The organism is Streptococcus mitis, from assembly GCF_000722705.1.
Classification (GTDB): Bacteria; Bacillota; Bacilli; order Lactobacillales; family Streptococcaceae; genus Streptococcus; species Streptococcus mitis_P.
Genome location: NZ_JPFW01000007.1, coordinates 322,069 through 347,466, shown reverse-complemented (window position 1 = coordinate 347,466; position 25,398 = coordinate 322,069). Strand labels below are relative to the sequence as shown.

The 25,398-nt window shown below is 39.1% G+C and carries 18 protein-coding genes, 1 pseudogene and 1 other annotated feature; of the genes and pseudogenes, 3 read left to right on the top strand and 16 right to left on the bottom strand.

Features of this window, described 5'->3' with window-relative positions; all coding sequences use genetic code 11:
• Positions 1–55 precede the first annotated feature (55 nt).
• A complete protein-coding gene (locus SK642_RS09710; protein ID WP_051734066.1) occupies positions 56–5,704 on the bottom strand; it encodes a YSIRK signal domain/LPXTG anchor domain surface protein in 5,649 nt (1,882 codons plus the stop codon).
• Positions 5,705–5,951: 247 nt separating this feature from the next.
• Here SK642_RS09710 and SK642_RS04410 point away from each other — a divergent pair, with 247 nt between their 5' ends.
• The 3 genes and pseudogenes from SK642_RS04410 (at position 5,952) to SK642_RS04405 (ending at position 9,334) form a co-directional block, all read left to right on the top strand.
• The gene (locus SK642_RS04410) at positions 5,952–8,225 is read left to right on the top strand and encodes a Xaa-Pro dipeptidyl-peptidase (RefSeq protein WP_033683529.1); all 2,274 of its coding nucleotides are present in this window, start codon (positions 5,952–5,954) and stop codon (positions 8,223–8,225) included.
• Between the two features lie 338 nt (positions 8,226–8,563).
• Positions 8,564–8,857: pseudogene (locus SK642_RS11195) on the top strand (Xaa-Pro dipeptidyl-peptidase); the annotation flags it as partial.
• 6 nt (positions 8,858–8,863) lie between these two features.
• Positions 8,864–9,334, top strand: coding sequence for an arginine repressor (locus SK642_RS04405; protein ID WP_033683528.1), 471 nt, complete (start codon positions 8,864–8,866; stop codon positions 9,332–9,334).
• Between the two features lie 45 nt (positions 9,335–9,379).
• Here the strand turns inward: SK642_RS04405 and SK642_RS10735 are convergent, their stop codons facing one another.
• From SK642_RS10735 to prsA, 15 genes are all read right to left on the bottom strand, one after another.
• Positions 9,380–9,538: a hypothetical protein gene (locus tag SK642_RS10735; RefSeq protein ID WP_033683527.1), complete on the bottom strand. Its 159-nt coding sequence runs from the start codon at positions 9,536–9,538 to the stop codon at positions 9,380–9,382.
• 9 nt (positions 9,539–9,547) lie between these two features.
• On the bottom strand, positions 9,548–10,858 hold the full coding sequence (gene obgE / locus SK642_RS04395) for a GTPase ObgE (protein WP_033683526.1): 1,311 nt from the start codon (positions 10,856–10,858) through the stop codon (positions 9,548–9,550).
• 63 nt (positions 10,859–10,921) lie between these two features.
• Positions 10,922–11,056, bottom strand: coding sequence for a DUF4044 domain-containing protein (locus SK642_RS04390; protein ID WP_033683525.1), 135 nt, complete (start codon positions 11,054–11,056; stop codon positions 10,922–10,924).
• A gap of 58 nt (positions 11,057–11,114) precedes the next feature.
• On the bottom strand, positions 11,115–11,291 hold the full coding sequence (locus SK642_RS04385; RefSeq protein ID WP_033683678.1) for a PspC domain-containing protein: 177 nt from the start codon (positions 11,289–11,291) through the stop codon (positions 11,115–11,117).
• Between the two features lie 29 nt (positions 11,292–11,320).
• Positions 11,321–12,646 carry a glycosyltransferase family 4 protein gene (locus SK642_RS04380; protein ID WP_033683524.1) on the bottom strand — a complete coding sequence of 442 codons (1,326 nt, stop codon included), beginning with the start codon at positions 12,644–12,646 and terminating at the stop codon, positions 11,321–11,323.
• A gap of 15 nt (positions 12,647–12,661) precedes the next feature.
• Positions 12,662–13,705 carry an alpha-galactosylglucosyldiacylglycerol synthase gene (gene cpoA / locus SK642_RS04375; protein ID WP_033683523.1) on the bottom strand — a complete coding sequence of 348 codons (1,044 nt, stop codon included), beginning with the start codon at positions 13,703–13,705 and terminating at the stop codon, positions 12,662–12,664.
• 115 nt (positions 13,706–13,820) lie between these two features.
• Complete coding sequence (locus SK642_RS04370; RefSeq protein WP_033683522.1) at positions 13,821–14,150, bottom strand: metal-sulfur cluster assembly factor; 330 nt, start codon at positions 14,148–14,150, stop codon at positions 13,821–13,823.
• A 14-nt stretch (positions 14,151–14,164) separates the two neighbouring features.
• Complete coding sequence (rpoD, locus tag SK642_RS04365) at positions 14,165–15,274, bottom strand: RNA polymerase sigma factor RpoD (RefSeq protein ID WP_033683520.1); 1,110 nt, start codon at positions 15,272–15,274, stop codon at positions 14,165–14,167.
• A 2-nt stretch (positions 15,275–15,276) separates the two neighbouring features.
• Positions 15,277–17,037: a DNA primase gene (gene dnaG, locus SK642_RS04360; protein ID WP_033683519.1), complete on the bottom strand. Its 1,761-nt coding sequence runs from the start codon at positions 17,035–17,037 to the stop codon at positions 15,277–15,279.
• 195 nt (positions 17,038–17,232) lie between these two features.
• Positions 17,233–17,991, bottom strand: coding sequence for an ABC transporter ATP-binding protein (locus SK642_RS04355; protein ID WP_033683518.1), 759 nt, complete (start codon positions 17,989–17,991; stop codon positions 17,233–17,235).
• Positions 17,988–18,854 carry an ABC transporter permease gene (locus tag SK642_RS04350; protein WP_004234420.1) on the bottom strand — a complete coding sequence of 289 codons (867 nt, stop codon included), beginning with the start codon at positions 18,852–18,854 and terminating at the stop codon, positions 17,988–17,990. Before SK642_RS04350 ends, SK642_RS04355 begins: the two co-directional genes overlap by 4 nt.
• Positions 18,855–18,929: 75 nt before the next feature.
• Positions 18,930–19,925 (bottom strand): tryptophan ABC transporter substrate-binding protein, encoded by a 996-nt coding sequence (trpX, locus tag SK642_RS04345; RefSeq protein WP_004259575.1) that lies wholly within the window; start codon positions 19,923–19,925, stop codon positions 18,930–18,932.
• A 112-nt stretch (positions 19,926–20,037) separates the two neighbouring features.
• Positions 20,038–20,255, bottom strand: a binding site (T-box leader).
• Between the two features lie 96 nt (positions 20,256–20,351).
• Positions 20,352–23,048, bottom strand: coding sequence for a phosphoenolpyruvate carboxylase (ppc, locus tag SK642_RS04340; RefSeq protein WP_033683517.1), 2,697 nt, complete (start codon positions 23,046–23,048; stop codon positions 20,352–20,354).
• A gap of 24 nt (positions 23,049–23,072) precedes the next feature.
• Positions 23,073–24,296 carry a cell division peptidoglycan polymerase FtsW gene (ftsW, locus tag SK642_RS04335; RefSeq protein WP_033683516.1) on the bottom strand — a complete coding sequence of 408 codons (1,224 nt, stop codon included), beginning with the start codon at positions 24,294–24,296 and terminating at the stop codon, positions 23,073–23,075.
• A 158-nt stretch (positions 24,297–24,454) separates the two neighbouring features.
• Positions 24,455–25,393, bottom strand: a complete 939-nt coding sequence (prsA, locus tag SK642_RS04330) for a peptidylprolyl isomerase PrsA (protein WP_033683515.1) — start codon at positions 25,391–25,393, stop codon at positions 24,455–24,457.
• Positions 25,394–25,398 lie beyond the last annotated feature (5 nt).

Below are 25,398 nucleotides of genomic sequence, written 5' to 3'. Positions count from 1 at the left end.
AATCTCAAGTTCTTTTACTATTTGATTGAAAAACCGTATCTAAAGAGATTAGAAATTATTTTTCATCTTCTCTTTTCTTACGAGCTACCAATCCAAATCCACTCAAGGCTCCTAGAAGTCCAAGTGTTGCTAAATCAGCATGATCTTTTGTACCAGTATTTGGAAGTTCATTTTGACCATCCGCATACTTAGGTGTATTAGATTCAGACTGTTCATTTGGTCCTTCTGGTTGTACAGGAACAACTGGAGTTTGTTTTGGAGTTTTTCTTTCTGGAGTTACCGGTACGTAGCTGATTGGTGTATCCTTAGTTGGATCTTTCGGCACGTCTGGTACTTCGTATCCTTTAGATGGATCTTTCGGATCTTTTGGTTTCGTTGAACTTGGTGGTACAACTTTACCTGGATCTTTTGGATTATTTTCATAAGGTGTTGGAGTTGGTGGTGTTACACCTTCTGGTACTTTCGGTACAAGTTTCCCCACTGGTACATATCTAACTTTTAGATCTTGATTAGGTGAATCTACTGTTAAATCTGTTGTAGATGCTTTAACTTTAGATCCATCAGCTTCTACTAAGTCACCTTGTGTATCTTGGTTAGGTTTTACAACATATCCTTTAACAACCGGTGATGTTTTTTCTGCAAATTTAGTTGTACCTGCAGCTTTCCATCCGCTTCTAGTGTCTGTTGCTGCTACGTCTGCAATACCGTCACCTGTTGTGTCGTATCCTACTACTGAACCGTCTTTTGGATTTACAACTACTGTACGTATGAAGCTTACTTTATTTGTTACTTTTGGAGCTTCAGTTGGTGATACTTCTTCAGTTGTACCGTCTTTAATGTAAGTAATTGTACGAGTTACTGATTTGATGTTGTTTAGTTTATCAAGAGCATCTTTCGTCCATTTTGATCCATTTGGATTCTTAGGATCGATTGGGTCTCCTGGTTTAGGATTTTGTGGATCTTCGTTAGGGTTTTGTGGAGTTGTTGGTGTTACAGGAACTGTCTTCGCTACTGTTACTACGAAGTTTTGATCAACTTTTGAATCTTTATCGAAGTTCTTATCTGTCGCTGTTACAAATCCGTCAGTTACTAATTCATATCCAAGTCCTTTCAACTCTGCAAGTTTAGTTGCTGTTGTGTAGTTGATTGGTTCTCCAGATTTACCTTCTAATTTGTCTGTATGAAGAACTGTATTTGTTCCTTCAACAACATATGTTACTGTCGCTTTTTGATTTACTTCCACTAACACGATTCTTGTGTCTTCTCCTGGTTTTGGTGGAGTAACTACTTTCCCTGTTGAGTTGAATCCTGGTACGACTTGTTTTGGTTTGATTTCATATCCTTCTGGTATTTCCGGTATCGGTGTTTCTCCTCCAACTGTTGGATCATTTGGATTGTTTCTATATGTCGGTTTTGGTGTGTTTGGTATTTCATTTCCACCTTCGTCCACTAAGATAACTTTTCCTAATGGTTTATACACTACTGTATCACTTGCTTCTGGATTTGTTGGGGTTACCTCTTTTCCGCCTGCTTGTGCTTTATCCGCATAGTATCCTTCTACTTTTGGTGTTGTTACGACTCCATAAGTATGTGTTTCTTCATTCCATGTCGTTACGTTTGTAACTTTGTTTGTTTTCCCAGTGAATGTGTAATCTGTTTGTTCGTTAGGCGTTGGTGTGCTTGTCCCTGCTCCTTCGTACGTTACCGTTTGTTTTGTTGCTTTTGTGATATCTTCTTGCTTCGCTACTAACACGATTCTTGTGTCTTCTCCTGGTTTTGGTGGAGTGACTACTTTCCCTTCTGGGTTGAATCCTGGTACGACTTGTTTTGGTTTGATTTCATATCCTTCTGGTATTTCTGGTATTGGTGTTTCTCCTCCAACTGTTGGATCATTTGGATTGTTTCTATATGTCGGTTTTGGTGTGTTTGGTATTTCATTTCCACCTTCGTCCACTAAGATGACTTTTCCTAATGGTTTATACACTACTGTATCACTTGCTTCTGGATTTGTTGGGGTTACCTCTTTTCCACCTGCTTGTGCTTTATCTGCATAATATCCTTCTACTTTTGGTGTTGTTACGACTCCATAAGTATGTGTTTCTTCATTCCATGTTGTTACGTTTGTAACTTTATTTGTTTTTCTAATAAATGTATAATCTGTTTGTTCATTAGTCGCTGGTGTATTCTCTCCTGCTCCTTCGTACGTTACCGTTTGTTTTGTTGCTTTTGTGATTTCATCATATAGTAAATCATACACATAAGTTACAGTAACTTCAGGGCTATCAATTGTTCCTGTGGGACTTGGTGAAGAATCCTTCACTTTTACAAAGTAATACTCTTTTTCATCTTTTCCAATTAGAGTATTAGGTTTATATTCTTTAGTATCCACATCATAACCTTTTTTATAGGCACGACTTTCAATAGCAGTCACAGTATCTTTAATTGAAACATTATCTTTATTTTCATACGCTACCTTAACGGCACCTTTTTTAACATCTTCAATTTTAACTGAAATTCGAACGGGATTTGTTTCGTTAAATGTATCTTGTCCATCTGTACGTGTTGCTGAAGTAAGAACGGCAACTTGATTATTCGTAGCAGTACTACTTACTTTTGCTGGAAGATAAAATGCTGCAGTTGACCCCGCTCTTAAAGAAGCATTTTGATTAGAAACAAATTTTACTGCTGTTACGGTTGACCAATCTGTAATTTGATCTGCCGTTAATGTAATAGCCTTTTCTAACTCAACTGCTGTTCCAGATACTGGTGTAGTTGAATAATACGCAGTCCAACCTTCTGGAGTTGTCGCTGCTGCAGTCATATGAACATCAAATTGTGAACCACGATCTTTTGAGTTTAATACAATATTTTTATCAGATACTCGTGGTAATGTTGAAATAACTACATTGTTTCCAGTAGCAGCATTTGAACTGTTTGTTAATGACAAACGATACTTCACTTCATCATTTGGAGCTAAGTTATAGGCTCCTGTTGAATAAGTACTTGAATCTGTCGGTTGATCCGTCACTTGTGCAATTAATCGAGTTGCCGAGTTATTAATTACTGGTAATTCATACGTAAAGGTACTCGTATTTGTGATATTTGCATTTGTACCATCATAATCATTATTTGGATTAATCCCAACTACTCTTTCATCTTCATTCCAAACTAACGTATATTTAATAGGATATGTTCCTGATGCCACCCAATTATCTACCACAAATTGTAAATCTGGAGATAATGTATACTTTGAATTTTGACCCCTTGGTGTTACTTCTAAAACTGTTTTTCCTGAATTATTATAATTTTCTACAGTCTTAACAGAACTATCATTTCCTGCGTAACTAAATCCATCTGGTAATTCTACAAGTAATTTCGCATTTTTAGCAGCAATATTTTGTAAATCAACATACGTTTTACGATCCCAGGTTTGGTTATTATAGATACGATTTCCTAATCCATTAGGTGAATACTCATAGACTTCAAATTTACTATCAAGTACTTGAGTTAAGTTCCCCGCTAAAGTAGTAGTAATAGGGTTTGTTGTAGGGACTAGCTTAATCGCATCTCGTGAATATGCAAAGGTTGTTTTTGATACAGCAACCTTTGGTTCATCATATCCATATGTATAGACAGATGCTGTAACGATACTTTCAACTTTATTTCCTTCCTTAGCTAATTTTTTTGCTTCTTCTAATCCTTTTAAATCTTGACTTAAAAATAAACCAACACCTTGTAGCCCAGCAGTTTCTAATGGCATATTTCCTTTTGGTTTTAACTTCACGGTTGTAGTACCATCAGGCAAGGCTACTTTGTCTGCAACATCTCCTTTACGAAGTGATACCTCTCCAATTTTTGATTCTGTACCATTCGTTACAGAGTATACTTCAAAAGTCAATGTAGAATTTAATCCTAAACTTTCTGGATTATCTTGATAACTAACAAAGGTAGATTTCCCTTTATCTGTCGGAGTCCAAATCGCATAAAATTCAATCGCTCGATTTTGATCAATATTACTATCAATCGAAATTTCAGCTTCTTTTAGATTTGCAGGACCGTATGAATCACCATAATCTCCTGATAATTGAATAATTCGGGTATCTTCTGTTTTTGCATTAATATAAGGCATTGCAATATTAACGACACGAGATTTATTATCCTCCATCGTAGTATTAAAAATTGCTACTGGAACATCACTCTTAGTAGGTACTGTGCTACCACCAGTTCCACTGTTGTTTCCACCTGAATTAGTCGGATCATTATTTGGATTTGAACCACTTCCAGAGTTAGAACCACCAATAGATTTTTTAGGATTTACAGCACGAACTGTTACTGTAACATCGTCTGAAGTTGTATTCGTAAATCCGGATTTATCCGTATAAGTTGCATTATCTTTAAACGTTAATTTTTTACCCGTTAAAAATTCTGCTGGTGTTCCACCATTACTTACATTTAAATACAACAGTTCATTTTGTGTATTATCTCCACTAGCAAACATCGTTGTAGAAGAAGGGACTAGTCTTGTATATTTTGCAACACCATTTTCTAATCTCCATCCCTCATCTAGGGAGGTTTGAGCAATAGTAACACCTGCCGGTAATTCAACAGCATGATCAATTTTTGTAATTGCAGCTGCCTCTTTATTGGTAGATTTTAAACTTAATTGTAAATCTTTACTCTTAGAAACATCAACTTCTGTTTCTTGTTGATTTGTTTCTAATAACGTTTGTCTACGAATACCATTTCTAGTATCAACTGAAATATATGGCGTACCAGTTGTATTCGTGTTAGAAAAGTTTGTAGATTTGATTAAAGTATTATTTTTATCAAACAATTCAGCCTTTATAGTTGTATGTGAATCTTTACCTGTTTCAAATTTTTTCAATTTATAACTAACGTTAATATTAGCGTATGCTCCACCTGATAATTCTCCAGTATATAATTTATACTGATTATTATTAACTTTTTCAAATCTTAAACTTGATCCGATTTCAAAAGCATCTAATGGTTCATTATCAGAGGCAGTAATTAAAATATATCCTCCTTCTTCAATTTTTGTTGGTGCCGAAATATCTAAATTATAAGAACCTAAGATTTGTTCACCAACTACATATTGTGTTTTTCCGTCATTTAATCGTCCAGATATCTTAGCACCACTATAATCTGTACCACTATGATCTGGAGTTTCCTCTTCAGATAATGCACGTTTGCTACGTCTGCTATGTTTAGGAGCTACTTCCTCCTTCTTTTTATTTGATTCAGTAACTGTATTTTCTTCAGTGTTTGTCTTCACTACAGCATCTGAAGTAGCTGGTTTGCTCTCTTCTTTTGCTGTTTCTGATGTCGATGTAACTGCAGGAGTCTCAGAAGCAGCCGCTTGTTTCGCAATCTCTTCAGCGCTCAAAGTAGGTTTTTCAAGCACAGCCACTTCAGTTGTAGTTGCTGTTGGAGGCAAGGTTACATTTTTCAAGCCATCTGTCGCGCTATTGGTTCCTTCATCCACACCTTGACCAGTGCTTGTCAGTGCAGTATTTGCAGAAACAGCATCATCCGCCTTGGCTGATGCCTGAGGTAAACCCAAAATCAAAGCAGTGCCAAGAAGGACACTAGCTGCTCCAAAATGGTATTTACGGATTGAGAAACGCTGGCTCAAGCCATACCAATCAAAAGATTTTCTGTTTACTTGTCTTCTTGCTTTATACATAGTTATCGCTTTCTATTTTTATTTTTGTAATCAATTGAATACAATTATACAGTATATATTATACTCCTCTCCCCCCGTAAAAGTCAATGAAATCAGTTGCTATTGCTCATTTTTTAAGCTTATTTTAATAAAAAGATTCGTTTTGTTTATATTATAATATTAACAATAAATCATTTTGACGTTTATATTTGTATTTCCCTATTTTTTTGATATAATAATTTTAACTATAATTTTATATGGAGGTTCTATGCGTTTTAATCAATATAGTTATATAGCCCTGTCTAGAGATAGAATTTATCATGATTTCCAGTTATTCGGCTTCCCTTTTCATATTAACTTATCCGAAAAGGAACTATTAGAGCATTTTCTACGACATATCTTTTTCACCCACCAACATACAGATTATCCTCTAGCAAGTTTAGCTGCTGATAAAGAGACTGACCTCCTAACCTTCTTTCGATCAGACCGAGAACTAAGCGAGGATATTTTCTACACGATTGCTTTTCAAGTGTTAGGTTTTAGCTATCTTGTTGATTTTGAGGATAGCCAAACTTTCCGTAAAGAAACTGGCTTTCCCATCGTATATGGTGACTTGATTGAAAATCTCTATCAGTTGCTCAATACTCGGACCAAAAAAGGAAATCTCCTGATTGATCAACTGGTCAGTGACGGTCTTATTCCTGAGGATAACACCTACCACTACTTTAACGGCAAGAGCTTGGCTACTTTTTCTAGCCATGATGTCATTCGAGAAGTGGTCTACGTCGAGTCTCGTGTGGATACTGACAAAAAGGGCCTACCTGACTTAGTCAAGGTCAGCATCATTCGACCTCGTTTTGATGGACAGATCCCTGCTATCATGACGGCTAGTCCCTATCATCAGGGAACAAATGACAAGGCCAGCGACAAGGCTCTCTACAAGATGGAGGGCGAGCTCGAGGTTAAGCCTGCACACAAGATTGAGCTAGAGGAACCTCGACTCAATCTAGTCCAACCCCAAGGTCAAGCTGAACTTGTGGCAGAAGCCGAGGAAAAGCTAACTCACATTAACGCTAGCTATAGTCTCAACGACTACTTCCTTCCACGAGGTTTTGCTAATATTTATGTCTCAGGTGTTGGGACCAAAGACTCTACTGGTTTCATGACTAACGGAGACTACCAGCAAATCGAGGCTTATAAAAATGTCATCGACTGGCTCAATGGTCGCTGCCGTGCCTTCACTGATCACACGCGCCAGCGTCAAGTAAAAGCTGACTGGTCAAACGGAAAAGTAGCTACAACAGGACTTTCCTATCTAGGTACCATGTCTAATGGTCTTGCGACTACAGGAGTCGATGATTTAGAGGTTATCATTGCTGAGGCTGGCATTTCCTCATGGTACAACTACTACCGTGAAAACGGTCTGGTGACTAGCCCAGGTGGCTATCCAGGCGAGGACTTTGACTCCCTTGCTGAGTTAACCTATTCTCGTAATCTCTTGGCTGGCGACTATATCCGTGGCAATGAAGCTCACCAAGCTGACTTGGAAAAAGTAAAAGAGCAACTTGATCGCAAGTCTGGTGACTACAATCAATTTTGGCATGACCGCAACTATCTGCTCAATGCTGACAAGGTAAAAGCTGAGGTTGTCTTTACCCATGGTTCACAAGATTGGAATGTTAAACCACTTCATGTTTACCAGATGTTCCATGCCCTTCCTGCTCACATAAACAAGCATCTCTTTTTCCATAATGGCGCCCATGTTTACATGAACAACTGGCAGTCTATTGACTTTCGTGAATCCATGAATGCTTTGCTGAGTAAGAAATTACTGGGACAGGAAACAGATTTCCAACTTCCTACTGTCATCTGGCAGGACAATACTGCTCCTCAGACTTGGTTATCACTTGATACCTTCGGAGAGCAAGAAAACTTTGAAACCTTCTCACTCGGTCAAGAAGAGCAAGTTGTTCAAAACCAGTACTCTAATAAGGATTTTGAGCGTTATGGTAAGACCTACCAGACCTTCAATACAGAACTCTATCAAGGAAAAGCTAATCAAATTACTATTGACCTTCCTGTGACTAAGGATCTTCATTTGAACGGTCGTGCTCAGCTCAATCTACGTATCAAATCTAGTACAAACAAGGGCCTATTATCAGCCCAACTACTGGAACTTGGTCAAAAGAAATACCTACAACCTTATCCAGCTGTTTTAAGTGCTAGAACCATTGACAACGGTCGCTATCATATGCTGGAAAATCTCTGTGAATTGCCATTTCGTGAAAATCAACAACGAGTCGTGACAAAAGGCTACCTCAATTTACAGAATAGAAACGATTTACTATTAGTAGAGGATATTACTGCAGATGAATGGATGGATGTGCAATTTGAACTGCAACCAACTATTTACAAGTTAAAAGAAGGAGATACTCTTCGTCTAGTCCTCTATACTACTGACTTTGAAATCACCATCCGTGACAATACAGACTACCACTTGACTGTCGACCTCGCTCAGTCCACGCTTACCATACCTTGCTAAAAGGTATAGGCTATCAAACTTTCAATATGGAAGAATTCCAAGGATAAGGTCACTCAAAGACCCATTTGCCTTCCTATCATCAGAGACACCCACTTGAACAGTCTAACTAATACTCTTCGAAAATCTCTTCAAACCACGTCAGCGTCGCCTTACCGTACTCAAGTACAGCTTACGGCTAGCTTCCTAGTTTGCTTTTTGATTTTCATTGAGTATAAACTACAACTTGGTATCAAATTCTGTCCAAAGAACAGATTATTCTACCCCCACTGCTAAACCTTGGACAAATGATACCAACACCCCTGACCAACATGTGTAACCCTCTATCATACACGCTACCACACCACATGTTGGACAATCTCTGTGAATTACCGTTTAGCGTACATTCACAAGAAGCCGTGACAAAATGCTACAAAATTGAATGATTCACTGTCATTAAAGAACATCAATGCAGATGAAGGGATAGACAGCCAATTCATCTGCACCCAACAAGTGACAAGTTAAAAGAAGGAGATGCTCTCCATCTAGTTCTTTATACTACTGACTTTGAAATCATTATACGTGACAATACCGCTTACCACTCGACTGACAATTTCGATCAGTCCACGCTTTCTGTACTTTGTACAAGGAGTTAAATTATTATGAACAAATCTGAACACCGACACCAACTCATACGAGCACTTGTAAGCAAAAACAAGATTCATACTCAAGCTGAGTTACAAGCTCTTCTTGCCGATAACGACATTCAAGTTACTCAGGCAACTCTTTCCCGTGACATCAAAACAATGAATCTTTCAAAAATACGTGAAGAAGATAATTCTTACTACGTATTAAATACTGGTTCTATCTCAAAATGGGAAAAACGCTTGGAGACTTATATGGAGGATGCTCTTGTACTGATGCGTCCTGTTCAACATCAAGTACTTTTGAAAACTCTTCCTGGTTTGGCTCAATCATTTGGTTCTATTATTGATGCTTTGAGCTTTCCTGACGCTATCGCTACGCTCTGTGGGGACGATGTCTGTCTGGTCATCTGTGAAGATGCAGAGGCTGCACAAAGTTGTTTTGAAGAATTGAAAAAATTCACACCACCATTCTTTTTTGGTGAATAAAAAAACTCCGTGTCTGATGTTAAGGCACGGAATTTTTTATCTTCTTTACTGTGATGGATTTTCATTTTTAGTTCGTGCCAATCTCAGGGCACGATTTGGATTGAGACGATTAAATAGTTCTTCCAATTTCTTTTCATTCCAAAGGTCTGCGGCGGAAACGAAATTGCCATCCGCATCTCGGAAAGATATCGGTTTATCTCCCATATCAGTCTCCTAATCTACAAATTCAAACTCAAATTTACCAATGCGGACCAAATCCCCATCCTTAGCACCACGCGCACGTAGGGCTTCATCAACCCCCATACCACGTAATTGACGGGCAAATTTCATAACAGATTCGTCACGATCAAAGTTGGTCATATTGAAGAGTTTCATGAGTTTTTCACCAGAAAGTATCCATGTCGCATCGTCATCACGACTAATTTCAAAGGCTTTTTCTTCCTCGTCAAAGCCGTAGTAAGCTTCTTCTTCCATATCTGACTCGTCGTAGAGCAAGAATTCTGGTGTCTTGTCTAACAATTCAGCTGTAGCATCCAAGAGCGTTGCCAGACCTTGCTTGGTCAAACCAGATATTGGGAAAATAGCTGGTAACTCTTCAAATTCATCGTAGTTTTCAGCCAATTTTTTCTTAAATTCTTCAAGATTTTCCTGACTCTCAGGCATGTCCATCTTATTGGCTACAATAATCTGTGGACGCTCCATGAGGCGAAGATTGTAAGACTCCAGCTCTTTATTGATTGCTAGGTAGTCCTCATAAGGATCACGGCCTTCGCTAGCTGACATATCAATGATATGGAGGATAACACGGGTACGCTCGATGTGACGGAGGAACTGGGTTCCTAGACCAACACCCTGACTAGCCCCTTCAATCAAACCTGGCAAGTCGGCTACTGCAAAGGATTCACCTGATTGGGTACGAACCATACCTAGATTTGGCACAATGGTGGTAAAGTGGTAAGCACCGATTTTAGGTTTAGCTGAGGTAATAACACTTAGAAGTGTTGATTTTCCTACAGATGGGAATCCTACTAAACCAACATCCGCAAGGATTTTTAGTTCTAACTGTAACTCACGCTCCTGACCTGGTTCTCCATTTTCAGAGATTTCAGGTGCAGGATTTTTTGGTGTCGCAAAGCGGATATTTCCACGACCACCACGACCACCGTGGGCAACGATAAATTCTTGACCGTGTTCAATCAAATCTGTCAAGACCTTGCCTGTCTCGGCATCACGCACAGTCGTTCCTTGTGGTACTCGAACTCTAAGGTCCTCGGCACCACGACCATGCATCCCTTTGGTCATTCCTTTTTCACCAGAATCAGCCTTGAAATGGCGATTGTAGCGGAAATCCATGAGGGTACGCAGACCTTCATCTACAACGAAGACCACATTGCCTCCACGACCACCGTCACCACCCCAAGGTCCGCCATTAGGGACATATTTTTCACGGCGAAAGGCAACCATGCCATCGCCACCATTACCAGCCTTGACCTTAATCTTGGCTGTATCTAAAAACATACTCATTTTTTCTTCTCACTTTAAAAAAGGGCTGGGAAATCCCAGTCACAAAATTTTCTTGAATCTATTTTATAGATTACTGAGGGCACCAATTGCAGTTGCAAAAATACCCAAAATACTTGCCAAAAGCATAATAACAACGATAATTAAAGTTAATTTCTCAAACAAGGTTTTTTTACGATTTCCATTATCTCCAAATGCCATTTTTTTCTCCTTCGTTACATTCTATTTTCTATTATCTTAGCATGAATTCAGCTAGTTTTCAATAGTCAGTTGCTACAGGTGCAATCATCCATAAAATGATATAGGCTACAATTCCAGCTCCATAACCAAAAGCAAGAACACCCCATATTACACGAACAATAGTGGGATCCATATCAAAATAATTAGCCACTCCAGCACAAACACCAGCAATCTTTTTATCATGACCACTTCTCATTAATTGTTTTTTCATAGCTGTTCCTCTTTCTATTCTTCACTGTCTTTCCAATAATCTCTGATGCTGATTAACTGTGTTTTTGAGGCCTTCAGCATGCGTCTAGAGCCTTTTACGGGCACAGCAACCACCTGTTGTGGAAGGTACAAAACAGTTTTAAAGATACGCTGACTGACCGTATCATCTTTAGCCAAATCTTTCTCGAAATTATTTGAAATGATGGCATCCAGATAAAACTCATGCACCCGTTTTCCAAAGTTCTCCGCTGAAATCTCGTACAACTTATCTGATAAAGTATTCTCATTCATGTCTGGCGTAGCAATCAGGGCTTCCAAAATAGCTCCAGCCAGATCATGTTCACCGTAATACAAGGTTCCAAACATTTTATCACTGATCAGATTGTCTAGATAAGGATTTCCATGTGCAATGACAGGCGTTCCACTAGCTAAGCTTTCTAAATAAGTCAAACCTTGCGTTTCACTTGTCGATGCCGAGATGAAGAAATCTGCTGCCTTATAATAAAGAGCTGTCTCACTAGGAGCAATCATGCCTGTAAAGATGACTGAATCTTGAATCTCTAGTTTCTGGGCTTGCTCTTTGAGGTCATCCAGATAAGGACCGTCCCCAGCTACCACCAGTTTGACCTTGTCTTCTTCTTTCAGAACTTCTGCAAAGGCTACTAGTACTGCTTGAATATTTTTTTCATAGGAAATTCTGGAAAGACTAAGCAGCATCTTTTCATCATCTTGAATCCCTAGTTTACTACGTAGTTCTTTTAGATTTTCTTGCTTGATTTCTGGACGTTCAAATTTAGCTAATTCAATCCCAGTTGGAATGATCCGCTTTTCAACCTTGACTTTATAGTCAGATAGCAAGTCCCGAACAATCTCACTCGGGCAAATAACCCCATCCACGTCATGAAGGAAACCTCTGACCAGATACTTGACCATACTCGGACGAATCAACATCCCCTTGGCAATATAATGCACATAGTCTTCGTACTGGGTGTGATAGGTATGAATGACTGGAATTTTCAATTCACGCGCAATCCAAATCCCTAACAAACCAAGAGAAAATTCTGTCTGAGTATGGATAATATCTAGCTGATACTGCTTGGCAATTTCAAGCGCCTTGCTAAAGCCTCGATAGGCAAAGCGGCGATCTTTAAAAGCAAAAAAGGGAACACTTGGAATGCGGATAATTTGCCAATCTTCATAGCGGTTGACATCCTTATCCGTCGTCGTAAAGATAAAAACAGCATGTCCCTGCTTTTCAAGTTCTGTTTTCAGGGTTCGAATACTGGTCGCAACACCAGAAACCTGAGGAAAATAGGTATCTGTAAATAAACCAATTCGCATAGATTACCTCACTTTTTACTTTCTCCCTAAAGCGGCTTGTTTCTCATAAAAGTCTAACCAGATTTGTAACAGATGCTCTTCAGAATATTCTCTGGAAATATTCTTAGCCTTTTCTTTGAGGGCTTTTAAGGCAACAGGATTCGCTTGATATTCCAGAATAGCTTCTTTCATTTCTTCTCTATCTGCTGTCGCCCGATAATTCCCCTCCAAAATCACCTTATAGAGATCCAAATCACGCAACATAATAGGCGCTTCACAACTAGCAGCCTCTAAAATAGTCATAGGAAAGAGCTCATTATAACTAGGTAGCAAGAAAAGGTCCGCTAGGGCATACAACTCACGCATTCGCTCTGGTGACACGATACCTGGAAAAATCAAATTTTCTGGAGGATTATCCATCATTTTCTTATAGCGTTCATAACCATCTGTCATGCCCCCAAAAGAGAAACCACCCGCCCAAATAAAGGTAATGTGGGGTAATTCCTCAGCAAGGCGGATAAAGTCATCAATCCCCTTGCGTTTCTGAACTTGACCCGCACCAACTACGATAAACTGATTTTCATTAACACCTAGCTCTGCGCGCAGTCGAGCCACCTCTTCTTGTGAAAGGGGATGCCATTTTTCCTTATTGACAAAGTTAGGAATATAGGTCACTTTTTCACGGGGGATACCAGCTGCCACCAAATCCTCAATGAACATAGGATTAACCACCACCAAGTGCTCCATCCGATTGTAAAAAGAAAATACATAGCGTTTAACAATTCCCTTTAAGAAAAATGGAATCTTCAAACTCCCCTCAAGTGTATCAGGTAAGAAATGCACATAGCCAATTTTTCTCCCTGAGCGTTTCTTTTGGAATGTTGATAAATAATAGGGGAAATCAATCGTATGAAAGTGAGTCACATCTGCCTCGATTGGTAGATTTTCAGTAACAATCAATTGGTCCTTGGCATCACGGTGAAGAAGACGAACTAATTCACGGTAGGCACCTGAAACTCCTTGTCCTGCTACTTTCTCACTTGAACTCAACATATTGATGCGTAATTTCTTTTTTTCCATAACTACTATTATATCATTTTCTTTGAATAAAATCAGCAAAAGAAAGGAGAGACTAGAGGAAAAGAAAGGGAAATTTCCTCGCTTTTCCAATAGTCTCTCACTTACTTCTATATGATTACTTAATGCCTAGGGCAATGCGGGCATAGCGACTCATTTTTTCAACGGTCCAGGCTGGATACCAGACCAGTTTGACCTCAGTATCCGTTACTTCTGGCACCTCGGTCATGGCATCATAAATCTGGTCTGTCAAAAGATCTGCCAGGGGACAACCCATGGTTGTCAAAGTCATATCAATCTCTGTTTGTCCTGTGTCGCCATCAAAACGAATCTCGTAGATCAAACCAAGATTGACAATATCAATCCCCAACTCAGGGTCGATAACCTCTTCCAAGGCTGATAAAATTCGTGTTTTGATAGTTTCGATTTGTTCTTCTGTATAAGCCATATTTATCCTCACTCTTAGTCTTCAATAAAATCACGAAGCGGTTTGCTGCGACTTGGTTGGCGTAGTTTTCTCAAAGCTTTAGCCTCAATCTGACGGATACGCTCACGGGTTACGTTAAAGACTTTCCCCACATCTTCAAGGGTGCGCATTTTCCCATCATCTAGTCCGAAACGTAGACGTAGAACATTTTCTTCACGGTCTGTAAGAGTATCCAAGACCTCATCCAACTGCTCACGCAAGACGATACGAGTTGTGTAGTCCACTGGATTTTCAATCACTTCATCTTCGATAAAGTCTCCAAGGTGGCTATCATCCTCTTCACCGATTGGTGTTTCCAGAGATACTGGTTCTTGGGCAATCTTCAAGATTTCACGCACCTTGTCAGGGGTCATATCCATACGTTCAGCAATTTGTTCTGGCGTTGGATCTTGTCCCAATTCTTGAAGGAGGTTACGTTGTTCACGAACCAATTTATTAATAGTTTCAACCATGTGGACTGGGATACGGATGGTACGAGCTTGATCCGCAATAGCACGAGTGATGGCCTGACGAATCCACCAAGTTGCGTAAGTTGAGAACTTGAATCCTTTAGAATAGTCAAACTTGTCAACTGCCTTCATCAAGCCCATGTTTCCTTCTTGAATCAAGTCAAGGAACTGCATACCACGGCCGACATAGCGTTTGGCAATGGAAACAACCAAACGAAGGTTGGCTTCCGCAAGACGTTGTTTAGCTTCGATATCGCCAGCTTCAACTGCCAGTGCCAATTCTTTTTCCTCTTCATTGGTCAAGAGAGGAACGACACCAATTTCTTTCAAGTACATACGGACAGGGTCGTTGACCTTAGCCGAAGTTGAACCAATCAAGTCCTCGTCGCTGAGTTCTGGCTCTTCTTCTGCACTAAGAACACGCGCACTTGGATTTCCTTCGTTATCTGTGATAGAAATTCCTGCATCCTGAATTCGTTGCAAAAGGTCTTCAATTCCATCAGCATCCAAGGTAAAAGGAAGGACAAGACTGGCATTGATTTCATCATCAGTTGCTGTCCCAGTCTGTTTATGATTGCGGATAAATTCTGCTACTTGTACATCAAATGTTGTTACTTCTTTTTGTTTTGTTGCCATTATTACTCCATTCTTCTCTTTTGGGAAATTAAACGTTCCAATTCTTCTAGGGCTGTGTCGGTATCTCCTACATGGCTAGCTTCCTGCACCTTCTTTTTGATTCTCATATTGTCATGATTCAAGAGAGCCTTATTTCGAGTCATCTCTACTTCACTAAGTTCCTGCGGTGACATCTCAGCAGGTAAATCCTGAGCTAAGACTTGGTACCAAGCTCTTTCAACTTCCTCTGTCTGTTCTGCTAGAACTTCTGGAGGAAGATTGCCATACTGACCAAGCAAGTCATATAAAACCTGAAATTCAGGTGTGTCAAATGCAAAGTCTTCTCTCAAACGGTAATCATTCAAAACAAGAGGGGATTCCATCATTCGATAAAGTAGATGGGCTTCTGCCCTCATAATAGCCGATAACTGCTTGGTAACAGGCATAGTGATTGGCGTCGGTCTGGAAATTCCTTCCATGCGATTCTGTCTTTGCGCCTGACGACTCTCATTCACAATCTGCTCAATCTGAGTATAATCAAAAGACGCCAGACTGTCAGCTAAAATATGAATATAGCTGTTTTGAGCAATGATAGACTTTTCTTGAACAATCAAGGGAGCTATTTTTTCAATAAACTCAATCTGAGCCTGCAGATTTTCACTGTTTTCAGGTTTGTACTGGTGAATGTAAAACTCAATCGGACTAATACGAGTTTTCGTTAATAGATAGGCCAAGTCTTCTGGTCCATTTTTTTGTAGATACTCATCAGGATCCAAGTTATCAGGCATGCTAACGATTTGCACAGGCATATCGCCAATTTCATCCAAGGCTTTCAATGTCGCAGCCTGTCCAGCCTTATCGCCATCGTAAACAAGAACCAACTTCTTGGTTAACCTTTTTAGATGCTCAACATGCTCACGACTCAAGGCCGTTCCCATGGACGCCACAGCATTTTCGATTCCAGCCCGATAGGCTGCAATGACATCCATGAACCCTTCCATGAGGTAAATCTCACTGGCTTTACCAGAAGATTTTTTTGCCCTATCCATATGATATAATTCGTAACTTTTGTTAAAAATTGCAGTCGATCGGCTATTTTTATACTTAGAAGTTTGTGAATCCGTTTTCTGCCAGATACGACCTGAGAAGGCAATGACCTTTCCCTGATCATTTGTAAGGGGAAACATAATGCGATTGTGAAAGGTGTCTACAAATTGATTGGCATCAGAGAGATAAAACAGTCCTGAATCTAGAAAATCCTCTTCACGATACTGAGCAGACAAACGTTGATAGAGATAGTTTCGTTCTGGAGGCGCTAAACCAATCCGAAAATGTTTGAGCACTTCATCTGTCAAACCACGCTGATAGAGGTAATTTCTCGCCTCTTCACCCATAGTCGTTGTCATGAGAATAGCATGATAAAATTTGGCAGCATCTTCATGCATATCATAAAGAGCTTGGTGGGGGGAGGCTGGCTTCTGCTCACTATAAAGCGGTGTTTCTACCTCTATCCCAACACGCTGACCTAAGATTTGGACAGCCTCCATAAAGGCAACCCCTTGGTACTCCTCGATGAATTTAAAGACATCACCTGAGCGACCACAACCAAAACAGTGGTAAAACTGCTTGTCCTCTACAACGTTGAAAGAAGGTGTTTTTTCACCATGAAAAGGACAGAGCCCTAGATAGTTCCGTCCTGCCTTTTGTAAAGAAATCACATCTCCTATGACTTCCACAATGTTGGCATTGTTTTTGATTTCTTCAATGACTTGTTTGTCAACCATACACAATACCTCCATGTTATCATAGTTTACTTTATATAGTATACTTTATTTCAGAAAAAAAGTAAACCATTTCATACGCTTTCCGTAATTATCTTTGCCTCATTTTTTTAGATTGCAAGAGAAGATAAAAAACTCAGAAACACTTCCGTGCCTCTAAGTTTTGCTTAACAATTTTTGATAAAATAAGGCTCTCGTCTATTCAAATAATTGATAGTAGTCTGAGATTTTCATTTTTGCTTTTTCTTCTTGTTTCAAATCTTGGATAATTCGTCCTTCTTTCATGACAATCAAACGATTGCCATATTTGAGAGCATCTTCCATATGATGGGTAATCATAAGAGCTGTCAGCTGGTCTTTCTTGACAAATTCATCCGTCAATGCCATCAAGGCCACACTGGTCTTTGGATCAAGAGCTGCAGTATGCTCATCTAGCAAGAGTAATTCAGGACGCTTCAAGGTTGCCATCAAAAGACTCAAGGCCTGTCTTTGTCCACCTGATAAGAACTCAATTGGTGTATTCAAATGTTTCTCAAGACCGTTTCCTACTTTTTCAATGGTTGTCTGAAATTCATCCTTGTAGCTAGCCAGACGTCTCGGAAACAGTCCGCGTTTTTCACCACGAAACTTGGCAATCAAAAGATTTTCAGCTACCGTCATACGAGGGGCTGTCCCCATCTTTGGATCTTGGAAAACACGAGACAGATACTTGGCTCTCTTCTCTGGTGAAAACTTGGTAACATCTTCACCTAAGATACGAATTGTCCCACTGGTTAATGATAAGGTTCCTGCAATGGTGTTAAAGAGAGTTGATTTCCCAGCACCATTTCCACCTAAAATAGTGATAAAATCCTGTTCAAAAATTTCTAAGGAAACATCATTTAAAATAATCTTTTCTTCATCAAAGCCATTTTTAACGACTTTGGTTGCATTTTTTAATTCTACAATTGCTGTCATTTACTTAACTTGGCTCCTTTCAAGATTGTTTGCTTAAATGTTGGAATCATGAGGCAGACTGCTAAAATCACTGCACTATATAGACGAAGGTAACTTGTATTAAAGCCAAGTGCGATAACTGCCCATACTAAGAATTGATAGGCGATAGAACCGACAACGATGGTAACCAAGCGCTCTGCCAAGCTCAAACTCTTGAAGATAACTTCTCCAATAATCAAACTTGCAAGCCCCACAACGATAACCCCGATTCCTCGAGATACATCGGCATAACCTTCTTGCTGGGCAATGAGAGCTCCTGCAAGGGCAATCACACCATTTGATAAGACCAAACCCATGAGCTCCATGCGTCCAGTATGAATTCCAAAACTTCTAGCCATATCAGGATTGTCACCTGTAGCAATATAGGCCTGTCCTAGTTTGGTATCCAAGAAAAAGAGCATGAGAGCAATGACAAGACTGACAAAGATAAGACCTGTCAAGAGTTGGTTCAAGTCTGAATCAAAAGGCAAGACATCCTGAATTTGCTTGGTTCCAAGCAAACCTAAATTAGCACGTCCCATAATCAAGAGCATGATAGAGTGACAAGAAGTCATTACCAAAATCCCTGATAGCAAGGTTGGAATCTTCCCTTTTGTATAAAGAAGTCCTGCTGCCATTCCAGCCAAACAACCTGCTCCTACAGCAACAAGTGTCGCTAAAAAGGGATTTACACCTTTGGTTATCAGAGTGACAGCAACAGCTCCTCCAAGAGGGAAGGAACCTTCTGTCGTCATATCTGGAAAGTTTAAAATCCTAAATGTCATAAAGATTCCCAGACCTAGAATAGCCCAGACAAATCCTTGAGAAATAATAGATAATATCATCTGTTTCTTAACCTTTTCTATACGATTTCTTTTGTAAAAAATTGGAGGAGATGTCCCCAACTCCTCCATTACAGATTATTCAATCACTTGTCCTGCTTCTTTGAGAACAGACTCAGGAATAGTAATACCTAACTCTTGTGCCAATTTTTTGTTGATCACTGACTTACCTGTTGAAAAGACATTGACTGGAGTATCAGCTGGTTTTGCACCCTTCAAAACTTGAGCAATCATTTTACCTGTTGCCACACCAAGATCATGTTGGTCAACTACAACGGATGCCAAACCACCTGCTTCTACCATGGCAGTTGCACTTGGATAGATTGGTTTTTTAGCTGATTGGTTGCTTGATACAACAGTTGAGAAAGCTGAAGCAATAGTGTTATCAATTGGAACCCAGATAGCATCAACCTTGCTAGTCATAACGTTGACTGTTGAAGCAATTTCATTTGTTGAAGGAACTGCAAATGTTTCTACTGTCAAACCTGCTTTTTCAGCATAAGCCTTAAATTCTTCTACCTGTGTTTTTGAATTGTCTTCGCTGCTTGAGTAAAGGGCTCCGATTGTTTTCACATTTGGTGTTAGAGCCTTGATGAGTTCAACTTGCTGTTGAGCTGGATTGTGGTCAGACACTCCTGTAATGTTGCCACCTGGTTTTTTCAAATCTTTAACCAAGTTCGCACCGATTGGGTCTGTAATAGCAGCCATGATAACAGGTAGATCTTTTGTTGCACTAGCCAAACCTTGGGCAGCTGGTGTTGCGATACCAACCACAAGATCATTGCCATTTGCAACCAACTGTTTACTCATGGTCGCAACCTTACTTTGGTCACCTTCTGAGTTCATAAAGTCGATCTTCAACTGATCATCTTTATAACCTTCTTCTGCAAGTCCATCTTGAATCCCTTTATAAATCAAGTCAAGAGATGGATGACTCACAAACTGAAGGACACCAACTTTGGCAACTTTCTTTTCGTTCTTAGCTTCTGGTTTATTCATTGAAGAGTAAATCAAGCTTCCTGCTACTAAAACTGCTAATGCAGCGATAATTCCAATTAAACGTTTATTTTTCATTCTATTTCTCCTTTTTAATTCCTTTAAAATACTTCACTTATCTAAACAAGCGACGCCATCGTTTTCTTTTCATACTAACCTCCATCAAAAAAGTCCTCACACAAAAAACTTGTGTGAGGACGTCAATGCGCGGTGCCACCTCAATTATAGGGAATTTCCCTATCGCTCTGTCTCGCAATAACGAGATGCACTGTAAGGTGTGCTCACCGAATTTTTATGATTTCAAATTCTAAATAACATCCAGCCCAATTTTCATCATCGCCACTTATCTGTTTTCAGCTACCACAGACTCTCTAAAAAGTTTGTATGATTACTTTTCTGAATGGTTAAATTATATCATTTTTCAACTACTTGTCAAGACTCTTTGAGAATTTTTTTGAAATATTCAAAAACTTCCCCTATAGAAAAGAGGAAGTTTGATAGGTATCAGCCTGAATTACGCAAACCTGTCGCAATTCCGTTGATGGTTGTATGGATTAATTTTTCTTGATCGCTTGACAATTCTCCTCGACGTTGACGTTTAATCAATTCCAACTGGATATAGTTAAGGATATTAAAGTAAGGCATACGATAATCCAAACTTGCTTTCAGATATGGATTTTCAGCTAATAATTCGTCATATCCTTCAATCTCTAGGATAACATTTTTAGTTAATTGCCATTCGTCTAAAATAGTATCATAAATAGCCTTCACTTGATCATCTTCACATAATTTAGCGTATTCAAAAGCAATATTCATGTTAGATTTTGACAAGACCATGTCTACATTTGAAAGGAGAGATTGGAAGAAAGGCCAATTTTGGTACATATCTCGTAAGATAGCGATATTTTCTGGATTTTTATCGATAAATTCCTTGAAGCTTGATCCTACCCCATACCAGCCAGGGAACATAACACGACTTTGTGACCATGAGAAGACCCAAGGAATCGCACGCAAACCACCGATTTCTGTAATGGTCTTACGAGCAGCTGGACGAGAACCGATATTAAAGCTGGAAATAGCCTTAATAGGACTTGACTCAAAGAAATAATCGTAAAAATGTTCATTCCCAAAGACTAGGTCTCGGTAAATATCATAACTACGGTCCACTACTTGATCCATAATAGCCTCATAGCGATTTGAGGTATTAGTATCACTCTTCCACTGAGTAATCATGCGGTTAATAGCTGCTGAAACCAACATTTCAAGGTTATAATAGGCAGCATCTTTATTACCGTATTTATTGCCAATTACTTCTCCCTGCTCCGTCAAACGGATACGATCCTTGATAGACTTAAGCGGTTGAGAGGTAATAGCTTCATAAGTTGGTCCACCACCACGACCGACAGTCCCACCACGACCATGGAAGAAGGTAACCTTAACGCCAAATTCATCTCCAATGGCAGTCAGTTGTTGTTGAGCCTTGTAGAGGGTCCAGCATGATGATAAGTAACCACCATCTTTATTACTATCAGAATAGCCAAGCATGATTTCTTGATAATTATTGCGCGAAGCAATCCATTTCTTAGCAAGGGCAAGAGAAAGGTATTCTCTCATGGTTTCTTCTGAGTGGTCCAAGTCCTCGATTGTTTCAAAAAGAGGAACGATTTGGACACGAGCTCTTTCTTTATCAACTAACCCTACTTCTTTTAGTAAGATAGCCAATTCCAACATGTCTGATACGCTGGTTGCATGTGAAATAATGGTCTGACGAATAACATCATCACCCAACTTATCTTTCAAATTACGGGCAGCCTTAAAGATGGCCAATTCTTTTTCAAGTAACTCTGATTTTTCAACATGAGTAGCAGAAAGAATGCGTGGATCTTCCTCCAATTCTTTCAAGAGAAGCTGGCATTTTTCTTCTTCACTTAGTTCGCTATAACGAGAATGAATTCCTGCTGATTTCAAGAGTTCTGCTACGCATGCCTCATGAACACTAGAATCTTGACGCATGTCAATAGATGCCAAATAGAATCCAAAAATTTCAACTGCCTGAATCAATTCAACAAAATCACCAGAAATCAGTGCTTCACCCTTGTTTTCCAAGAGGGAATCACGGATAGTAACTAAGTCCTTATAAAAATCATTGGCTGTTTCATAGCGAGCTCCAACTTCCTTATCCTCAATCAGATAAGCTTTTGTTGCTTGGATTTTTGATTGAATATCAAACAAAGCGCGACGATACAGCTCTTTTTCACGATAAATTGAGTTATCCTTAGATTGACGAGCCATTTCTCTGACTTGCTTGCTGACATTGACAATACTAGTTGAGAGAGAGAACTCACGATAAAGTTGGTAAATCTTTTCATCATAGTAGTTCATGATGACTTCACACTGGGTCATGGCAGATTTCTTCAAGGTATCTGCTGTAACAAAGGGATTCCCATCACGGTCTCCACCAATCCACATTCCCATGGTAATTGGTTTAGGATGTTTCAACTCTAAGCCATGTTTTTTAGCCAGACGCTTGTACTCAGCAGTCAAATGAGGAACAGCTTTCAAGAATGAACTATTGTAGTATTCCATAACATTCGTGATTTCATTGGTCACTTTCAATTTCTTTTCACGAATCATATCTGTCTGCATGATAATCTCAATGTAACGACGGAGGTCATTATGCCATTTTTCCTTATTAATCAAGCCTAACTTCACATCACGGTACTTACGCAAGAGGGTATGGATATGGTTGGTCAAATCCAGCATACTCTTACGTTGAACTTGTGTTGGATGAGCTGTCAAAACAGGGACAACATTCAAGTGTTCTAGAATTTCAACCGCATTTTCTTTTTCTGCAACCATTTTGATTGTTGCTGACAATTTACCAAGATAATCTTGATCGATATTATTTTGGTGGTTAATTTCATAGGCCAAGTCCACGTCTTCTGAAATATTAATCAAAAGAGGCAAGATAGAGAAATAGCGTGAAATATAAGCCATTTCATCATTTGTCAGACTAGTCACCAATTGGTTCAAACCTTGATAATCTTCCTGAGTTGACAATTCTTTCAACTGCATGATTTTTTTAAAAGTCTCTGGGGCAAGCATATTTTTAGTGATATCTTCTAACAATTCTGTTAAAATCAATACTTCTTCTTGCACGACAGCTTTATTACTATAGTTTTCTAATTTTTGAAGAGACATAAGTAATCCTTTCCACTCTCAGCTCTACATATAGTGTGATGAGTGAGCTTCTAACTCCTCATATAATTGGGTACGTTTTTCACTGGCATCAATATTTAAGACAAAGGCAATGGCTACAGACAGGACTAGGAGACTATTCCCTCCTTGCGATAAGAAGGGGAAGGTTACTCCCGTTGAAGGAATAATACCAGAGATTCCACCGATATTAACAAAGACCTGTACCAACATCATACCTCCAACTCCAATCGCCATCATGGAATTAAAGGGATTCTTAGCACGAATACCGACTAGGATAATTCGCAAAATTAGGAAAAAGACAAGGGCTAAAATCAAGCTGGCCCCCACAAATCCAAACTCTTCAATGACAATTGAAAATACAAAGTCTGTATGGGCTTCTGGTAAATAGCCACGTTTTTCGATTGAGTTTCCTAAACCTAGACCAAACCATCCACCATTTACCATGGCAAAATAGGAATTTGCGAGTTGGTGACCAGCTCCTGCCAAATCAGCAAAGGGATTAAAATAGGCGCTGAAACGTTTAGCCACATATCCAAATACTGGAACTTTTGAAAACTTATCAACCCCTATCATATCAATAGCTGTTAAGGAAAGGGCCGAAACTCCAAACAAAAGACCGATAAAGGCTATAAACCAACGATGAGCAATCCCACTAACTGTATACATAATCAAGGCAACCAAAGCTAGGATAGTAGCATTCCCCAAATCTGGGAAAATAGCCAGACTTCCTATCATTACCAAGAGGACAAAGCGCCAATCATTAAAAGCACGAGGAATCCATTGATTTTGAGTTAAAACTTGGAAATCATAAACAGCAATTTCATCCTGTTGTTTTGAAAAGCGTTGAGCCAAGTACCAGACGATAATAATCTTCAAATACTCAGCAGGCTGAATGGTCAAAGGTCCTACTGAAATCCAACCATAGGCTCCATTGACTGGCGTACCAATTATACGAGCCAGAGCTAAGAGAATTAGCTCAATAAACATAACAATAAATAAAAGTCGTTCTTTTCTTAAAAAATTCAGTTTTAGCTTATATATCAAGGCAATCAATATTAAACTAAACACCCAAAACATTCCCTGACTTCGAACCAATTGCAGGGCACTTTTACCTTCTTCGATTAGAATGGCACTGGTTGTAGAATAGACTACAATCAAGCCCAAAATAGATAAAAGTAAGTAAGGAACTAGGATAGAATAGTTTAATAGGTGCCTTTTACTAATCTTCATAGTATCACCAATCTAATGAGAACAAAAAATGATTCCCAAATTCCGTTTATTTTCTAGTTTTGATTGCTATTATACCATTTTTTCCGAAAGAAAAAAACTCTTATCCTTAAGATAGAAGATTTTCTCATAAGAAAAAGAGCACTTGGCTCTTTTCTGTTTTATTCTTTTGATGAACTACTTGAGCTTGAATCTCCACCACCGATATATTGGGTAAAGATATTTTGGAAGGCTTGGTCTTTGACCTTGATATTAGCTGCTTGCAATTCTTTTCCGATAATGCTTTGAACAAATGTCGCGTCGTTCTGTTTTTTAGTTAAGATAACAGTTTTTAATTTTTCTTTGTAGTCATCGATATTAGATGATTTTTCTGTTTTTTTAGTGAGTTTTACAATGTAATATTGGCTGCTATAGGCTTGTGTGCCAGCGGCTGTGATTACATCAGAAACCCCATTCACATCTAGAGCAAAAGCTGCTTTCTTAACTTGTTCTGGTACTTCTGTTGAAGCTGAATCAAAAATGATTTCTCCACCGTTCGCTTTGGTTTTCTCATCAGTTGAGTTATCTTTAGCTAATTGAGCGAAATCTGCACCACTTGCCTTAGCTTTTTCGAGGACTTCTTTCGCTTTATCCTCATTATCAAGACGAATGATTTGAGCCGTTACATCTGGAGTATATTCATCAAAGGCCTTCTTATAAGCATCATCTGTCAATTCAGCTTCTGCTGCCTTCTTAACTGCCAACTCAACTAATTTACTTGTACGAATTTGAGCTTTACGTGTTTCAAGAGTCATGCCTGCTTGTGACAAGACACGTTGGTAGTTCTCACCGTATTGTTTTTCTTCTTCTGCAATCGTGTCATTGACTTCTTTGTCATCTACTTCTGAACCGTATTGTTTCTCAAATACTTTTTGAATGGTCAAATTCAACAACACTTGTTGGGCTGAAGGATTGCTTTTCACTTGCTCATAAAATTGATGTTCTGTGATAACATCCCCTTTCATGCTGATAAGGTCTGCCCCTTCTGAACCTTTCGAACAAGCTGCTAATGTTGCTACTGATAATAGTGTAATGGCACCTGCCAATAGTTTTTTCTTCATGTCTA

Excerpts from the sequence above, each read along its gene's own strand:
- SK642_RS04410 (WP_033683529.1), top strand. The coding sequence starts at position 5,952 with ATGCGTTTTAATCAATATAGTTATATAGCCCTGTCTAGAGATAGAATT.
- ftsW (WP_033683516.1), bottom strand. The coding sequence starts at position 24,296 with ATGAAGATTAGTAAAAGGCACCTATTAAACTATTCTATCCTAGTTCCT.
- rpoD (WP_033683520.1), bottom strand. The coding sequence starts at position 15,274 with ATGGCAACAAAACAAAAAGAAGTAACAACATTTGATGTACAAGTAGCA.
- SK642_RS04390 (WP_033683525.1), bottom strand. The coding sequence starts at position 11,056 with ATGGCATTTGGAGATAATGGAAATCGTAAAAAAACCTTGTTTGAGAAA.
- SK642_RS04370 (WP_033683522.1), bottom strand. The coding sequence starts at position 14,150 with ATGGCTTATACAGAAGAACAAATCGAAACTATCAAAACACGAATTTTA.
- obgE (WP_033683526.1), bottom strand. The coding sequence starts at position 10,858 with ATGAGTATGTTTTTAGATACAGCCAAGATTAAGGTCAAGGCTGGTAAT.
- cpoA (WP_033683523.1), bottom strand. The coding sequence starts at position 13,705 with ATGGAAAAAAAGAAATTACGCATCAATATGTTGAGTTCAAGTGAGAAA.
- prsA (WP_033683515.1), bottom strand. The coding sequence starts at position 25,393 with ATGAAGAAAAAACTATTGGCAGGTGCCATTACACTATTATCAGTAGCA.
- SK642_RS04355 (WP_033683518.1), bottom strand. The coding sequence starts at position 17,991 with ATGACAGCAATTGTAGAATTAAAAAATGCAACCAAAGTCGTTAAAAAT.
- SK642_RS09710 (WP_051734066.1), bottom strand. The coding sequence starts at position 5,704 with ATGTATAAAGCAAGAAGACAAGTAAACAGAAAATCTTTTGATTGGTAT.
- ppc (WP_033683517.1), bottom strand. The coding sequence starts at position 23,048 with ATGTCTCTTCAAAAATTAGAAAACTATAGTAATAAAGCTGTCGTGCAA.
- SK642_RS04350 (WP_004234420.1), bottom strand. The coding sequence starts at position 18,854 with ATGATATTATCTATTATTTCTCAAGGATTTGTCTGGGCTATTCTAGGT.
- SK642_RS04385 (WP_033683678.1), bottom strand. The coding sequence starts at position 11,291 with ATGAGAAGTGGTCATGATAAAAAGATTGCTGGTGTTTGTGCTGGAGTG.
- dnaG (WP_033683519.1), bottom strand. The coding sequence starts at position 17,037 with ATGGTTGACAAACAAGTCATTGAAGAAATCAAAAACAATGCCAACATT.
- SK642_RS04405 (WP_033683528.1), top strand. The coding sequence starts at position 8,864 with ATGAACAAATCTGAACACCGACACCAACTCATACGAGCACTTGTAAGC.
- SK642_RS04380 (WP_033683524.1), bottom strand. The coding sequence starts at position 12,646 with ATGCGAATTGGTTTATTTACAGATACCTATTTTCCTCAGGTTTCTGGT.
- SK642_RS10735 (WP_033683527.1), bottom strand. The coding sequence starts at position 9,538 with ATGGGAGATAAACCGATATCTTTCCGAGATGCGGATGGCAATTTCGTT.
- trpX (WP_004259575.1), bottom strand. The coding sequence starts at position 19,925 with ATGAAAAATAAACGTTTAATTGGAATTATCGCTGCATTAGCAGTTTTA.